Consider the following 17422-nt stretch of genomic DNA (forward strand, 5'->3'; position numbering starts at 1 on the left):
TTAAGCTTTATTGATACCAGAAGCTTTATCGGTAGCAGGGGCTTCTTCGATACAAATTGCGATGTCTTTCACTTCGTAAATACGCAGACCATCTTTGCTCAGGTTTGCGTCGCCAACGATGATGCGTTTGCCGTCTTCGTCTTTAATCGCAGTGATATGTACATCCAGAGACATTTGCTTGTTTAGAGGGTTAATCTGACCACGATATTTCCATTTCACTTCAGACTGGATTTGACCAAACTTCGGATTACGGAAGCCAGCGCCAAGGTCTTTGTTTAGCGCATAGGTTTGCATCAGTTCGATGATCGCTTCGACACCTAGAGAGCCTGGCATTACCGGATCTTGGTGGAAGTGAAACTGGAAGAACCAATCGCTTGGGTCAATCGTACGCTCAGCGTATAGGTAACCCAGACCGTCTTTACCACCATCGCTGGTGATCTGCACCGTATCGATAAAGTTCAAACGACCGCCAGCCAATTTGTAGTGCTCTTGCACTTGGCCAGTAGCCGAAACGGGTGCATTGAAGTAACGCGTCGTTTTGTCTAACAGATTGATGTTTACATCCGGTGTGCGATTGTTATCAACGTGCCAAGGGTGGGTCACCTTACCGTTGTCCAAACCAAGTTGGTCTTTCAGTGCTGCACCTTTGAAGTAACCAAATACCGCTGTACCTTGGTAGAAAGGCACGCCGTCAGTACTCAGTTCGAAGCTGAAGCTCTGTACGATGTTGGTGCCCATCATTACGGTTGAAAGCAGACGAGAATCGTTGGTGATCGTTTTGCCACGTAAGTCGACGTTACGCAGCATTTTGCCGCTGCCGTCTAGGTTACGGAAAAACAGTTCTTCACTTGGGAAGCCCAATGTTGTTCCCATGTAGCCAGAGATAAAGCCGTTTGGCTGCAGTGAAATCTCCATCAATACCGAGTAAGGCATTAGGGTCTGGTGGCTGTTTTCATCAAAGTACCATGCGTTTTCTGGCACTTCGTACTCTGCGATACACGATGAAGGCTTCTTGAAGTCGCCACGCTTACCGTCGATCTCAACAACACGAGTAGTTAGCTGTAGGTCGCCACACGGAGTACGTGGTGGGATCATGCCACGGTAGATAGAGAAATCAGGACCGAAACATTTCTCGATATCGCCCGTTGCGAATTCGAACATGTGATAAGGCGTGAACGGAACCGTATCGGGTGTGCGATTTGGGTAATCTGGAGTTACCGGAGCTTCAACGTGTTGAAGAGGAACCACACCTTTATTTGGCGCTGTTGCTAGGTCTTCAATTTGCGCCATCAGTGGTGCATTCGCTGAAGCCTGTTGGTTCACTGCTGGTGTATGGCCTAAGCTTTTATGGTCCAAGCTTTCGATAACAGGGGTCGTGACAGCTGTTTCTAAAGAAGGCAGATAACGAGTACATTCGTCGTCTTCTTTGATCATCACACCCAAGTTTTGGAAATCAACGATCACTTTGCCGTTCAGCAAAATATCGATGTTAGCTTTTGCGTATGGGCGAGGGCTTAGACCAATCTCAGTCACTTCCATGCGGTACGTCAGCTCTGCCGATTGTGGTAGCACCTGTCCACGACAGCGTACTTGTTGAGGGGCATTTTCAAGCGGTTGGAAACGACCATTTTGAACAAGCGTGTGCATGCCAAGGTGCATCATGAAGAACTGAAGCAGTTGACCACAACCTTCTGCCATCAAAGAGCCAGCCATTACTGAGTCATCTTTGAAGTGACAAGGGAAGTACCAGTGTTCAGGCTCTAGCTGTTTGTGACCTTCAATCAGACCAAGTCCCCATGTGCCGCCTTGCGGTTCAACACGGCTAACTTTTTCGATCATCATGAACTTCTCTGAGCTGAAGCATAGTGAAGGCTGGTGGCGATTAGATTGGTGAGTTGGGCCAAAACACTCTGCGATGTTGGCAGTCAGTAGGTGGCGCAGTTCTTGGTGGTTAAACTGCGTTTTAGGGCAATGTAACATAGGGTCAAAGCGTTGCTTAGTCGCAAGCTTACGCGCCTTGATTTCATCTTCAGTGTGAATCACACCTTTGCCGTCAGCTAGCTCTTCATCAGTGAAGAAGCCCGCACAGCCGTTATCCATTTTCAGGATCATCTTGTCGCCAACGAAACATTCGTATGAGAAGAAGAACAGCAGCGTGTCGCCATTGCGAGCATAGCTGTTGATTGAGATATCGTAACGCAGTGTATCGCCACCACGAGGCAAGTCGCCAAGGAAGGTCAGCGTACAATCTAACAAGCGGTAAACACGCTCGCCTTTGTTTTCAAAATCGATACCTAGGTAGCTGATCAGCATTAGGTCACACTGACCAGATTCTACCGCTACAGCCCAAGGGATCTGACCATCAACAAGATACGGCGCATCAACAGGGATGTCGTATTCGGTGGTCATTGTGCTTGGCTTGTACTCGTTAACGGTCGCATTGAGCTTAGTCACACGAGATACCAATAGGTAGTCGGTGGTTGGCAAGCGAACGCGGCGCGAGTAGCTATCGATGATCGCGTAATCAGGACCAAATACGTTGGCGATATCGCCTTCAGCGTATTCAACCAGATCATCGTAATCCCAGATACATGGCTTACGGATAGGTTTTACTGGCGCTGGTGTCGCAAGTGCGTTTACTGGCGCTGACTGAACCTGAGCTGGTTGAGCTTGCACAGGCTGAGTTGATGTTTCGGCTGAGCTATCTAAACCAGACGTAATTGCGTTTAACTGTGCTTTTAATAGCGCATCAGCCATCTGCATGCCTTGGGCTCGAGTGTGCAGGAATGCTTTGTGTACCTGTTGAGCTGCTTGCTGATTTTGAGCAAAAGCTTGGTTGTGTGGTGTTACAGACGGCTGTGATGCTGCATCCGTATTAGCGTCGATATTTGATACGCCATTTTTAGCGGATAGGACATGAGTCATATTGCTGTGGTTACCTGTTAGCTGACTGTGGCGAGTTGGCGCCAGAGTAGGGGATACTGATGTAGGAGTTTCGATGACTGGCTCTACCGCGTTCTGCGCTAATGCCTTCTTCTCTAACTCTTTTTGCGCAAGGGCTGCTTTGATGTTTGCTGTCGTTGGAATCGACGCCACTTTTGCTGCTTGTTTGCCAGAAGCTTTCTGCTGAATCGTTGCCAAGTTAGTCACTGGGGTTTGGGCAATATGTTGATAGATATCGCGACCACCAAGAGTCACTTGCTTAACCAATTGACGTTTAGCATCGCTCGCCAGTTCATTGCTTAAACGAACGGAAAGTGACTGAGATTCAACACTCGACTGGCTTAGTAGCAGCTGTGAACATTGTCCTTCGCTGATGTTGGCAACAATCGCGCTCTTAGAGCTGATATTTGGATTCAGAGACTCAAGGTTCAGGTTGAGGAGACCGTGTAGCAGGCTTGCCATGCCAGAAGCTGCAGAGCAGTGACCAACACGTTGGCTCGCTTGAGTGGTCTTGGTAACTTCTAAGTTGAGAGATACAAGCTCGTGTGACAAAGACTCAGGTGCATGGTTAAGCTCAAGCAGAGAAACATCGTTTGAGCTCATACCGACTTGAGTCAGTAACTCATCAACAACGGCGTTGTTACGCTCGTTTGAGCCAAAGGCCAAGGCGTTAATGCTGCCGTAAGCTGTGTCTTGGTTGCTCGCTACTCGACCTTCTTCCACAAGAACAATTGCACCTGCGCCTTCGCCCACATTCCAACTGCCGTCTTGCGGTTGTCCGAATTTTGGATCAAGCGACACTGGGCTCACGCTGTTCTTGATAATCACATGTTCTGCACTGCCACTAAGGTCAACGGCTGCAATAACAACTGCGTCCATCGATTCTTGCGACATCAGGTTTTGTGCGACATCGATACAACGCGCAACTGACTGTTCAGCAGCTGAAATCGTAAAGGCAGGGCCATTAAAGTCCCACAATGACGAGATACGCGAAGCCATGATATTGCCGATGAAACTGGTGTATTGGTTCAGCTTGGCTGCGTCCATCACACTGTCCATCGCGATGGTTTCTAGCGATTGGTATTCGTCTTGTGTTAGCTCAATACCCATGTTGGCAAAGCTGTCAGCCAATTGGCTATGCAGGTTTACGCGTCCACGGAATTGGTGCATCTCAAGCTCTGTTTCCATCGCAACGAGTACTGCAACCTTTTGGCCTGCTACAAGCTTGGCATCTTTGATCGCTTCGTCTGCAACTTTCATCAGTAGCAACTGCTGAGAGATCAAACGGTCATCTTCGTTTGGCGGCACTTTAAAACGTAGGAAATCGAGATCGAATTGGTCGATGTACGCGCCGTTTGGAATGCCACGTAAACCAAACTGATTCAGTAATTCTGGATGTTGGTCTAAGCCTTTCCAGCGCTTCTTAGGCAAAGCAATGAAAGCATCGTTGTTGGTTTCAATCGCAGTGCTCAGCGCGTTGATGCTTTGCAGAGAACCGAAGTGAGACGCTAGGCCAGTAATGCTTAAATTAGACGGCTGTAGGCTTGGAGATGCCGACTCTAGAGTCTGGTTTACATGACTCTTATCTGAGTACGCTTCAAGCAGTAAGTGTGCGTTACAACCACCGAAACCAAATACAGAAACACCCGAACAGCGCTCTGAGTTGCCCGCTTTACTTGGCCAAGGTTGAACTTGCGTTGGTAGCGTCTGTGAGCCAAATAAACCTTCTGGCGACGATAGCGGCTTGTCCAAATTAATACTTGGCGGAAGAACACCTTCTTTCATCGCAAAAATCATCTTCATGATCCCCGGCATACCTGCCGCAGTCAGTAAATGACCGAGGTTTGACTTCGCAGAGCCAATCAATGGCGGGTTAGAACCATTCAATTTGTCAGCAAAGAAACGCTCCATTGAGGTTAACTCAACCTTGTCACCTAATGGCGTGCCGGTTGCGTGACACTCAATCACTTCAATGCTGTCTGGTGTTAGGTTTGATGCCTCGTAAGCGCGTTCAAAGGCTTGTACTTGTCCTTTGCTATTTGGGCTTAATACGAACTGGCCACGGCCATCGTTCGACAAGCCAATACCGCTGACAACTGAGTAAATATTATCGCCATCACGTTCTGCATCAGCTAAACGTTTTAGCACTAAAACACCGGCACCTTCGCCAGCAAACAGACCTTTACTGTTGCTATCAAAGGGAACCGAAACACCGTGGTCTGGGTAAGCGTGGAAGATGGAGAAACCCATGTTGATAAAGAATGGGTCAGCACCGGATACCGCGCCTGCCAACATCATGTCGGCCTTGCCCGTATTCAAGTAATCACAGGCCAACTTCAATGAATAGACTGAGCTTGCACATGCCGCGTCTAGGCTAAGCTGCACGTTGCCTAGACCCAATGCATCAGCCACTAACTTAGAGGCGTTATGTGCCGCTGCACCATTGATAGGATTGAGGTCTTGCGCGGTTTCATTGGTTGGCAGCAGTGAAAACTGGTCATTAGCCAATTTAGCTTGTAGTGCTTTCTCGACCACTGAGTGATACATCGGCAGAAACAGGTCGTTTGAGCGTGTGGTTGGGAACGAAAGGGCCCCCATGATCACGCCTGTGCGCTCTAAAATATCAGCATTCAGTTCAATACCTGCGTCGACTAAAGCCTTACGACTGGTGTCCAAAGCCCATAGGAAACTTTGGTCAACACCGTTGAATGACTCAGCTGTTAAGCGGTAGCCATTGCTGTCGAAATTGAAGTTTTCGATGTAGCCGCCTTTATCACAGTAAAAGCGGTCTGATTCGCCTTGCACGCCCTGATAGCTTTCAGGTTTAGCACCTAACTTTTCAGCGCTTAATGTGGTGCGAGAATCTTTTTTATCTAGCAAGTTTTGCCAAAAGTCTTTTGGCGTATCCGCTTCTGGATACTGGTTAGCAATACCAACAATCGCGATCTTATTGCACTTCACTTGCTGCTTATTCTTAGTTTGAGCCTGATACTGGTTCGATTGAGAACTCATACTAGCTCTCCTTGATGATTCACTGCGCTGCCTTGAGGCACACCACGTAATTGCTTAGCGGCGGTGATCTGTTGTTCTAGCCCTTGAATAAGTGGCTCGACAGACAGTGGAATTTGATGAGTAATGAGCTGGCCAATACACTTGATGAGCGTGACAATATCGTCACCACCCTTGGCATTGGAAGCGATTGTGCAGTACTGGTCGGCTACGTTGTCGCTACGATTGATCTTGTCGATCAATGTGCTGGTTTGACGATCGGCACCTACTTCGACAAACAGACGAGCACCTTGCTGACGCACACTCTGGATCAACGCGGTGAAATCCAGCGTCGAACAGAAAGTATCGGCAATTGAAAGGGCGATGCTGTCGCTGTCGATATTGATTGGTGCGCCCGTCGTTAGACCTGCTGCGCTGATAAAGCGGATATGCTTTGGCAATTCGTCGAACAGTGGTTGCGTGTAAAACTTACGCACTTGGCTATGTTGGCTCAATGCTGGTGTGGTGTGCATTGCGGTAACACGATTCGCGGCAATGCCACGTTTACCCAGTTTTTTGAGCAATGCACGACATGTGCTTTCACAACCTGCCAGTACGCAAGTGTCACCTTGGATGATAGCGAGATAAGCGCGTGGAAACTCTGGTAACAGAGCCTCAATCGCTTGCGCATCACTGCGAACCACAAAGCTGTTCCATTGGATGCTTTCGTCGCCGTTCAGCTGCCAATCTTGACGCACTGCAGTGAGTTCGCCAGAAATTGCCGTGGTGAAAATAGGGCTAGTTTGAGTCATCTCAATCAGCGCATGTGGGTTTTTCCAAACATTTAAGCTGGCCCACATGGAAGCCTCACCCTTGGAGTAACCCAAAGCGAAATCTGGCTGCACTTTGAATTCATCACATAGCAGTTGTGTTAACAGGTAACTACTGCCTACACCGGCAATTGCCAATTCACTAAGCGACATTTCTTGCGAATCTTCAGCGTAGGTTTTCTCTGCCTGCAGCATCTCTTTCAAGTTACCCTCACGTTCTAAACGAGCAAATAACTGTGGGAAATGGTGGTGAAAATCGCGCAACATACCGGGATAAACCGTGCCAACACCAGGGTAAACAAATGCAACGCCACCTTTGCTTTGAGGCTTTGGTGAGAAACAACTGCCTGCTGGAGTCTTGTATTGGCTATTGTCAGCCATTATTTTTGGCAACGCATTTTCTAGCGCTGTGATCTCTTGCAGTGCAGCATCGATTGAAGCCGCCTGAATCACGATATTCGCACCACAGTCAGCATTGTGTTGAGCGCTTTGGAAATGACTTAGGTTTGAATACATCAAGCTGGCGATAGCAAGTTCTCTGTCTGCCGAATCACTAACGCATTTAAGCTCAGCTCTTAGTGAGGCCAACTGAGAAACCAATTCAGTTTGCTCGCAGCCAGAAACCACAAACATCAAACTCTCGCTGGATAGCAATGGCTTTGGCTCGTGCAAACCGGTCGCTTGAGTCAATATCAGGCTGGTGGCTTTTGGGCTATCGTCACTGAAAGTTAACGCAGCAACACGTGCTTTGTTTGGCTCAGTGAACCAGTAATGGTTAGGTAATGAATGGCTCGGTAATGAACGGCTCGATATCGCATTAACTATATTCAACAATTCATCAAACTGCTGCGAAGCCGATAAGTCAGAGTGTTGCTGTTGATGACTTAAATCTGAAGCGGGGCGGCGTGCAATATCCAGAGCTAGCTGAATGCTATTTCCGGTAGCTGTATCTACAAAGCTCGCCAAATTCGCGTGTGGGTGAATCTTATTCTGAGCAGCATTCAGCGCACTTAACATCAACAATGATGGTGAGTGATGATCCAAACAGAGCTTAACGACATTACCTTGATTGACTGTCTCGATGGCGTGAGCAAGTGCTTGATTAAAATTGCCATCAACCACAACAGTTATCATCTCTGGGAACGAGGGAAATAAGTCGGCAGAAAGCTCAGCCGCGTTTGCTGGCTGAGCTAAAAGAGCGATGCGCAATGGCATCGCTTTATTAGTAGGAACAGTCACTATGACAATTGCTCCTTTTCTGGGTTCTTAGTCGCTTCTTTCTTCGGCACTGCTGAGCTAGATTTTGGCAAAAATGCGTCATTTAAGCTCTTGCTGATGGTGACTTTGGCACCTTTCATTACTGCGCTTAAACGACCATCTTGGTGGTAAAGCGAGATATCAGCTTGCAGTGAACGAGTCGTGCTTTTTATCACGCTCAGTTCTAGCCAACCTTGGTCACCATTGTGCATCGGTGCGTAACACACAAACTCACCGATTGCAGACGGTAGGCTTGCCGCGCCGTATTTCAATCGAGCCCATACCAACATGGCTTGCAACAGATAATCTTCAGCAAATGGTTGGCTATCGCCAAAGCCTTGCTTAGGAATAAATGATCCGCAGTCGCTGTTTTCAATCTGAGGCAACTGGCACTGAGCCAATAAGCCTAAGTCGTCAAAGCGCTCAACTGAGGTAATACCTTGCAATCTTGGTCCATGAAACAGAGTGCCGTCACTGTATAGAGCTTGTGCCGTTGTTACAGGTGCTGAAGTGCTGGCTTCAAAGCGTTTTGTCGACGCTTGTTGAACATCTTCAGACATTTGCACAGAGGCAACTTGCAACTGAGCTTGATACTGTGGTCGTCCTTGGCAGCTGATTACTGCTTTTAGCTGATCTTTTGATTTAGCATCAGAGGAAAGAACCAGTTTCAGCTCTTTCACTTCATCAGTATCAAAAATCACACCTTTCAGCAGTTTGTAGTTGTGAACGCTAACGTTCACCCCTAACAGTTGCTCTGCGACTTCACGCATCCATTGGATGGCACACACTGTCGGTAACACTGGGTTACCGGCAATGCAGTGATCTTGAATGAAAGGCAATGCCTTTGGATCAAGATGACGTGTCACAGTAATGCTTGTATTCAGCGGACTCTCTGCAAGGTGCACAGACTCCGCATTAAGCTTTTTTACAGCAGCTTCCTTGTTGTCAGAACCTTGCATGCTCGTACCAACCAGCAGTTGAATGCCAGTTTCGTTCAGTAGTTGAGAACTAAATAGCTCTGCACCCGCCTGAAGAGGAATTACGTACACACCGCGCTCTGTAAACATACGTTTCAGTGCTGCGTTGACCATGCCACCGTCCCACGGTCCCCAGTTGAAGCTCATCACTTTCGCTTGAGGGTTACGAGCAGACAGCTGTAGAGCCGCTTTGTTCAGGATCTCGTTGGACATTGAGTAATCGCTTTGGCCTGTGTTTCCGTAGAAACCCGCCGCCGAAGAGAACATCGCAATCAGTTTTAGCTTGCTGCTATCAAGACCACCAAGAACCGCTTCTAGTCCGCCCACTTTGGTGCCGTAAACCATGTTCAGTTCATCAAGCGTTTTGTCTTGAATATGCTTGTCAGCCAGTACACCTGCACCGTGGATAAGACCTGTGATGCCTTCGAAGTTTGCCAGTGTTTTCGCTACTGACTCATGGTTCGATACATCTAGGCTTAGGTATTCAGCGCTCGCGCCGATCTCATTGAAAGCGGCAAGTGCTGCGTTGATTTCAAGGCTGCTCAATACAGGTTTTAGCAAGGCATCTACTTTCTTCGGCGTTGGTTTGTCACCTGTTGCTTGTAGGTGAGCGATAGCCGCTGGTTTTAGCTCTTTCTCTTGCTTACCTTGTGCCCACTGAGGTAGCTCAACTGAAGTAATATGCTTACTACGACCTGCAAGAACGAAATGAGATTTACATTGCTTAGCAAGCGTCAGTGCACATTCAAACGTCACGCCTTTAGCGCCACCAGTTACGAGAACTTTGTCGCTCTTGGTGAGTTGAGCGCCTGTGTTTTTAGTTTGTGCAGCGCCTGGTGTTGTCGCAATCAGTGTTGCACGACCAGATTCACCGTTTTCCGTATGGCTAAGGCCGATTTCAACCGTGTTGGTATCGATATCGAACAGTTCACCTGTGATAGCTTCAGCTAGGTGACGAGCATCAATAGAAGCGTCAGCATCCAATGCGCGGCAGAACACGTTTGACCATTCATGGCTCAGTGTCTTAGTTAGACCAGACAACGCGGCTTGGTTGAGTTCTGCATTCGCTAGTTGCTTAGTATCTAGGTAACCAAAGCCACCATCGATACGGCTTAGTGTGAAGAACACACTACGACCAGAAACGGCATTCAGTTGGCCATTTAGGTGCTTCGCGAATAAGAACGCTGTGGTTAGTGAAGCTCTGGAGTCTGCATTCAAGTTAACCGCTTGCTCGTTGCTTTGTTTCGCATCAACGATAGCTTGTAAATGAATGAAGCCAGCAATCACTTTGTTTGACGTTTTAAGGTCTGCTTCGATGTCGTTAATAACTGTAGTCACACCAGCATCATCGACGCTGTTGAGTGTGTAGCTTGCGATTTCACTGTTTAAAGGTGACGCGGCAGAAAGGGCACTACGCACTACGGCAACTTGAATGCCGTTAGCGGTCAACTTTTCTGCTAGAACACCAGCGTTGTGACCATCATCTGTGATCACGACGCAAGCGTCTTTTGAGAAACAATCGACGAGTTTATCTGCCGCTGGTAGCTTTTTTAGCGCTACCTCATTGTGTGGAGGAAGTTCCGCTGTCGCTGTTTCTGCGATAGGCGTTACTGATTCAGCTTTTGGAGTCGCTACGGGTGCAGCAGCGGATAGCTTGCTTTGCATGTAAGTAACGATTTCACCAAGCGTACGACACTCAGCTAGGTCTTCAGGGTTTAGTTCTGGCAGCGTTGGTAGCTGGTCTTGAACTGTACCTAAAATCTCAACACGTTTGATTGAGTCGATACCAAGGTCTGCTTCCATGTCCATCGCTAGGTCTAGCATTTCTGCTGGGTAGCCAGTTTTGTCGGCAACCACTTCCATCATGGTTGATTGAACATGAGCAGGATTTAGGTCGTTGCTCGTGCTTTCTACAGTTGCTGCAGCGACTTCTGGAGCCGGTGTTGCGTTAGGATCTTCATTAGCGCCTAGCTTGCTGTTCATGCTTTTAGTATTCATGTAAGCAACGATTTCACCCAGAGTACGACACTCAGCTAGATCTTCAGGGTTTAGCTCTGGCAATGTTGGTAGCTGGTCTTGAACTGTTCCAAGGATCTCAACACGTTTGATTGAGTCGATGCCAAGGTCTGCTTCCATGTCCATTGCTAGATCAAGCATTTCTGTTGGGTAGCCTGTTTTATCAGCCACTACGCTCAGCATTGTGATTTGAACTTGCTCCGCGTTTAAACCATTTGATACTGCTTGCGTAGGTGCAGATACTTGAGCCGCTACTGGAGCAGAAGCTGGAAGTTTGCTGTTCATGTAGTCGACTATCTCGCCTAGAGTACGACACTCAGCGAGGTCTTCAGGGTTTAGCTCTGGAAGAGTTGGTAGCTCGTCTTGAACCGTACCTAGAATTTCAACACGCTTGATTGAGTCGATACCAAGGTCAGCTTCCATATCCATTGCTAGATCTAGCATTTCAGTCGGGTAGCCCGTCTTCTCTGCGACTACTTCTAACATGGTTTTCTGAACGACAGCCGCATCTAAACCGCTAGCTGCTTGAACTGAAGTTGCTGCAGTTTGAGCGACTACACGAGCAGAAGCCGGAAGTTTGCTGTTCATGTAAGCAACGATTTCGCCAAGAGTACGGCACTCAGCTAAATCTTCAGGGTTTAGCTCTGGAAGAGTAGGCAGTTCATCTTGAACCGTACCAAGAATCTCAACACGTTTAATTGAGTCGATACCAAGGTCTGCTTCCATATCCATTTCTAGATCAAGCATTTCCGTTGGGTAACCTGTCTTCTCAGCAACCACTTCTAGCATGGTTTGTTGAACGACTTTTGCATCAAGACCGTTAGCAGCTTGAACAGGAGCAGTTGCGCTTGGCTTTGCTGCCACAGGCGCTGATGCTGGCATCTTGCTGTTCATGTAGGTAACGATTTCACCAAGAGTACGACATTCAGCTAAATCTTCAGGGTTCAGCTCAGGTAGGTTTGGCATTTCGTCTTGAACGGTACCAAGGATCTCTACGCGCTTGATTGAGTCGATACCAAGGTCTGCTTCCATGTCCATTTCTAGATCAAGCATTTCCGTTGGGTAACCCGTTTTCTCGGCAACGACTTCAAGCATTACTTTTTCAGCATCGGCTGATTGTACTGCTACTGGTGCAGCTACAGGAGCTGGTTGTGCTTTAACTGGTACAGGTTGGGCTGCAACAGGCGCTGCTGCTTGAGCTGCAGGAACGGCTTTCTGTACTGGAGCTTTCTGAGCTACCACATTTTTAACAGGTGCTGCTTGTACTTGAGCTACAGGCTGTTGGACGATAGCTGTTGGAGTAGCTGGAGCTTGAATCGCTGGCTGAGCATTTACAGAAGCAATGAAGGTTGGTTGTGCTGTTTCGACTGAACCTTGCGTCAGCATGTTAAGTGCTGAGTTGTTGCTGTGCGCTTGCATTTCTAGGTAATGAGCGTGAGCTTTTAGCGTTTCAGCTTGGTGCTGGTGGAACATCTCCATAGAACGCTGTAGGTTCTCAGGAATTGCTACGCCTGCTGTTGCCATTTTCGCTTGCTCAGACATTAGGGTGTTGAACGTGTCACCGTATTGCTGAGGAATCGCAAGGAACTGCTGATGTACTTCTGCTGCTTGTTGTTGAGCATTGAAGAATGATTGCAGTGAAGACTCATCAACCGTTACTGAAGCTGTTGGTTGAATAGTCGCTGGTGCAGCTTGCGCCACTTGAGGTTGCTGAGCTACTTGTGCACTTGGCGCTGCTGCAACTGACTGTTGTACATTTGAAGCTTGAGGAGCAGCCACAGGTACTTCAACGATTTCTGTTTTAATCACTTCTTTTTCCACGATTTTCTCGACTTCAACTTTCACTTCAACAATCTCAGTCTTTTCGGTGACGTTGCCCGAAGCCAATGATTGATCCATTTTCTTACGAGTAGCAGGGCTGATGTAGTTGGTTGCATTCAGCTTGATGTTCATTGGTGATGCCTTTGCAGGTTCAGCAATGTCAGCTTGGTAAGGGTCAATGTTGTCTAATGAAACACCAGCCACGCACAGTTGAACGGCAGCTAAACGAAGCTGTTGGTCACTGTCGCCTTTAGGGTTTGGGTTGATGCTGATTGCATAAAGTTCTTCGTTCTTATCAGCCAGTGTTTTTTCAACCAGCTTTTGAAGAATGTTCTTGGGACCGAACTCAACGAATACACGCGCACCGGCTTCGTACATCGCTTCAATTTGCTCGCTAAAACGAACCGATTGCAGCATGTGTTGCTTGAACGCTTTCTTGATCGCTTTAGCGTCTTTGCTGTGCAGCTTGCCCGTTGCATTTGAGTAAAGCGGCAGTGTTGGAGCGCTGAATGAAGCTTTATCAATTGCAGAAGCAAATGGTTTTTGAGCGTGAGCAACAAGCGGTGTGTGGAAAGCGCCAGACACTGGCAGAGCAATCGCTTTGAAGCCTTGTTCAGTTAGCGCTTGTGCTGCTTGTTGAACCGTCGCAGTTGGACCTGCAATAACCAGTTGAGTCGGAGCGTTGTAGTTGGCAATGCTCACGCCTTCAAATTGGCTGATGCAGCTTTCAACGGCTGGAAGTTTGTCTGCGTCTAGAATGACCGCAAACATAGTACCGCTGTCGCCTTGTTCAGGTGTCGCCGCCATCGCATCGCCACGAGCGAAAGCTAGTTGGTAGTAATCGTCTTGCGAGATAACACCCGAAGCACATAGTGCGCTTAGTTCACCAAAGCTGTGGCCTGCAACCATGTCTGCTTTGAAGCCAGCTTGAGTCATGATGTCGAACTGACCCATAGACACAGTACCAATTGCACTTTGCGCATTGGCCGTGTTGGTTAACACCGCTTCTTGAGCTTTGGTTGCTTCTGGTGTGAAGGTTGGAATGGGGAATAGAATTTGGGACAGAGCCGTCTTCTTGTGCTGACCAAATACTTGGTCCGCTTGAGCAAGCTGTTGGCGCATCTCTGGGTAATGACAAGCAAGCTCGCGACCCATGTTGAGATATTGCGAACCTTGACCTGCAAATAGCGCTGCTACTTTACTAGTGCCGTTTTCAGCAATCAGTGCTGACTCACGGTAGCTAGTACCGTTTGGCATCTGCCAATGTGCTTTGGTTTGGCTCTCAAGCATAGGAATCGCTTGAGTCAGTTGCGCTTGAAGGTCTGCTTGGTCAGTTACAACTAAACCAAGACGAGCATGCTTAGCGTCAACTTCGCGTAGAGCGTGTTGCTCAGCAAGCGCTTCCAGTTTGAACGCTGCATCTGCAGTTTGAGTTGAAACCTGTTTAAGTTCATTGATCAGTGCTTGACGAGATTCTGCGCTGAATAACAGAGTTTGCGGCACTTGGCGTTGACGGTATTTGTCACCGCGAGTGTGCTCTGGTGTGTACTCTTCCAATACCACGTGGAAGTTAGTGCCACCAAAACCGAATGAGCTGATACCTGCACGGCGTGGTGTGCCGTCGACACGTTTCATCCAAGGGCGCGTTTGTGTGTTTAGGTAGAACGGCGAGTTTTCGATATCCAGTTTAGGATTCGGAGCCGATACGTTAATCGTTGGCGGCAGTACTTTGTGGTGCAGTGCTAAGGCAGCTTTGATTAAACCTGCAGTACCCGCGGTTGATTTAGTGTGACCAATTTGAGATTTCACAGAGCCTAACGCAATGTGTTGCTTCTCTTCATTGTTCTCACTGAATACCGAGTTTAAGCCACCAAATTCAGCAACATCGCCTGCTGCAGTACCTGTGCCGTGCGCTTCTAGTAGGCCAAGCGTGTGCGGTGCGAAACCTGCATCATCATAAGCACGTTTGAGTGCTTTTGCTTGTCCTTCAGGGCGAGGCGCGTAAATACTCTTGAACTTACCATCCGAAGAAGAACCGACACCTTTAATCACTGAGTAGATTCTGTCGCCGTCACGTTCAGCATCTTCAAGGCGCTTAAGAGCAACCATGCCGATGCCTTCACCAATCATCATGCCTTTTGAATCGATGTCGAAAGGTTGAATGGTTTCGTTTGTAGTGAATGCTGGGGTTTTAGAGAAGCTCATGTACATGGTTGGTGAGTTATCAGTACACACACCACCAGTGATCATCATTTCACTGCGGCCTTCAACCAGCTCGCTCAGTGCCATGCGCATTGCGGCTAGAGAACCTGCACACGCAGCATCTACTACACAGTTGATGCCACCAAGGTCAAAGCGGTTAGCAATACGACCTGAAATTACGTTACCTAATGAACCAGGGAATGAGTTCTCTTCCCAGTGGATGTATTGGTCTTGGAATTTTTTGATCAGCATTTCGCTGTCTTCGTCGTTGATGCCACTGCTCTTGAAGACTTTTTTCAAAACAGGGTATTGAAGACGAGCATTCAAGCTTTGAGCGATCTTCTGACCACCGCCTACACCGAGTGTAATACCGATCTTATCGCGATCGTAACCTTCAGGAAGTTTCGCATCTTCAAGTACTTCTTTTGCCACGATCAGAGATAGCAGCTGTGACGTATCAGTCAGTTCTAGGATATTTGGCGGAAGGCCGAATTCCATAGGGTTGAAGTCAACTTCTGGGATGAAGCCACCGCGCTTACAGTAAGATTTGTCTGGCGTAGTACGATCTGAATCGTAGTAATCTTCTGGGCGCCAGTGTGTATCAGGCACTTCGGTAATTGCATCGATCTTTTCGCTGATCAAATCCCAGAATTTGTTTAGGTAGCGAGAGTTCGCAAACATGCTTGCCATACCAACGATAGCAATAGGCATGTCTTTAAGACGTTTATTAAGTCGAGTGTCGTCGACTGATTCCGGTGTATTTTTTTCGGGTTGGCTCATTATGAGTCTCCACTTGAAATCACTGAGGGCGATGTCGTGTTTTGAGGCTGCGCTTTTAATTGAATCGAAAATAAATCTGAAACAGATTTGGGCAAACGCAGCTGAAGAGTAAGGCTGCCGAAAGTTGGCCACCTGACTGAAATAGGGGGTGCGAAGTTCATTGACTTGCAGACGTTGAGAACGTGTTTCATGCGTGAAGGGGGTATTCGAATGTGAGGTTAATGTCCATTTAAATCCTGTCCAAAGTACTGCTTTATGCAAAGCAGGTATCCGCAATAAAAACGTGTGAATTTGTTTAATGGTTGAGCAGGCTACCCGAGGTGAGTGGCCGATACAATGCTCCCAGAGGCCACTATGATCTGTTCAGACCAGATGATTTTACTGAACTTTTATTTTTTGTATTTTTAATGCAATTAACTTATTGATAATTAATGGATATGAGTGGTTTTTTAGTGTTTATGCTCTATTTTTTGACTTGGTGAGATCTATGTCAGATTTTTGTAAGTAACATTTAATAGATGCCTGTTCCGTAAGGCTAAGTGTGATCTGTGTTTTAATTTGTTATTATTTGAAAAATTAGTTTTAAGTCCGCATATGAAGGGTGTTTCCTGCCCAAATTCTCTATGTTTCTCTCAAAATATAGGTGAGTTAAATTTGTTCGTTTTGATGTTTTATTGATGGCTTTATGAATAGTGATTTTTAAGAAGTGAGTGCTCAAAAGATGGAAACACCAGTCGTTGATTTGTGGCTTTGTTCTCTAAGCAATTTGGATGAAGGTACTGATCATGTGTCGTGCCTTAAACAGAAACTGACCGACGATGAAGTCGCTAAGGTTGAGCGTTATCGAATGCCTTCATCTCAGATCCAAGCGCTCTATGTTCGTAACTACTTACGAGAGGTTCTGTCGATCTACTCTGATTTGACGGCTGAAGAGTGGCGATTTGAGTATGGTGAAAAAAGCAAACCAAGCTTGATTGCAGAGCAGCAACACAAAACCGGACTGAATTTCAATATTAGCCACAGTCAAGATCATTTACTGATTGCTGTCTGCCGAACGAAAGGGCAACCACTACAGCTTGGGGTGGATATAGAACATGCAAGAAGCTCGACCAACATCGCGGCGATCATGAAGCATTACTTTTCGGAATTTGAGATTAACGATTTACTCGAGCTGGATGAGGTATCTCAAAGAGAACGTTTTTTTGATTTGTGGGCACTGAAAGAGTCGTACATCAAAGCGACAGGTAAGGGGTTGGCCACATCATTGAAAAGTTTTTCGTTCGATTTTTCCAATCTAACTCAACAAACGCTGCCAGTTCATTCGTCGGGTTTACGACCAGAGTTACATGGAGGAATCATTGTCCATAACGGTGTAGGGTTGGATGCTGCTGAAAATGACAATACTTCAACAGATTGGCAATGCAGTTTAGGAAGGCTGGATAACCAGTTTCGATTTGCCGTGACGCTTGGTGGTGCAACGCTTCCTATGCAATTAGAGATTAAGTGCTTCCCCAAATCGAAGCTACTTGGCTGAGTTTACGTTCGTTACACTAGAACCTTTAGCTTCTAATCTTGAACACGGCTCGCTCTCAGCCATTCGTAATATTG

The 17422-nt window shown here is 47.3% G+C and carries 4 protein-coding genes; 1 reads left to right on the forward strand and 3 read right to left on the reverse strand.

The genetic code is table 11. From position 1 onward, the window contains the following. From A6D97_RS01440 to A6D97_RS01450, 3 genes are read right to left on the reverse strand one after another with little or no spacing between them, the layout of a single operon-like run. Positions 1–5955: a beta-ketoacyl synthase N-terminal-like domain-containing protein gene (locus A6D97_RS01440; protein ID WP_065583679.1), complete on the reverse strand. Its 5955-nt coding sequence runs from the start codon at positions 5953–5955 to the stop codon at positions 1–3. Further along, on the reverse strand, positions 5952–8000 hold the full coding sequence (locus A6D97_RS01445; protein ID WP_065583680.1) for a PfaB family protein: 2049 nt from the start codon (positions 7998–8000) through the stop codon (positions 5952–5954). The genes A6D97_RS01440 and A6D97_RS01445 overlap by 4 nt, the downstream gene beginning before the upstream one ends. Then, entirely contained in the window at positions 8000–15814 is a 7815-nt protein-coding gene (locus A6D97_RS01450) for a type I polyketide synthase (protein WP_065583681.1), read from the reverse strand. The genes A6D97_RS01445 and A6D97_RS01450 overlap by 1 nt, the downstream gene beginning before the upstream one ends. A 721-nt stretch (positions 15815–16535) precedes the next feature. Here A6D97_RS01450 and A6D97_RS01455 point away from each other — a divergent pair. Then, complete coding sequence (locus A6D97_RS01455; protein WP_017067744.1) at positions 16536–17348, forward strand: 4'-phosphopantetheinyl transferase superfamily protein; 813 nt, start codon at positions 16536–16538, stop codon at positions 17346–17348. The last annotated feature ends 74 nt before the right edge of the window (positions 17349–17422 follow it).

Origin of the sequence: Vibrio sp. ZF57, from assembly GCF_001691235.1 — a bacterium.
Classification (GTDB): Bacteria; Pseudomonadota; Gammaproteobacteria; order Enterobacterales; family Vibrionaceae; genus Vibrio; species Vibrio crassostreae_C.

What these genes read in the sequence shown, in the direction of transcription:
- A6D97_RS01440 (WP_065583679.1), bottom strand. Translation starts at nt 5,955, where the DNA reads ATGAGTTCTCAATCGAACCAGTATCAGGCTCAAACTAAGAATAAGCAG.
- A6D97_RS01450 (WP_065583681.1), bottom strand. Translation starts at nt 15,814, where the DNA reads ATGAGCCAACCCGAAAAAAATACACCGGAATCAGTCGACGACACTCGA.
- A6D97_RS01455 (WP_017067744.1), top strand. Translation starts at nt 16,536, where the DNA reads ATGGAAACACCAGTCGTTGATTTGTGGCTTTGTTCTCTAAGCAATTTG.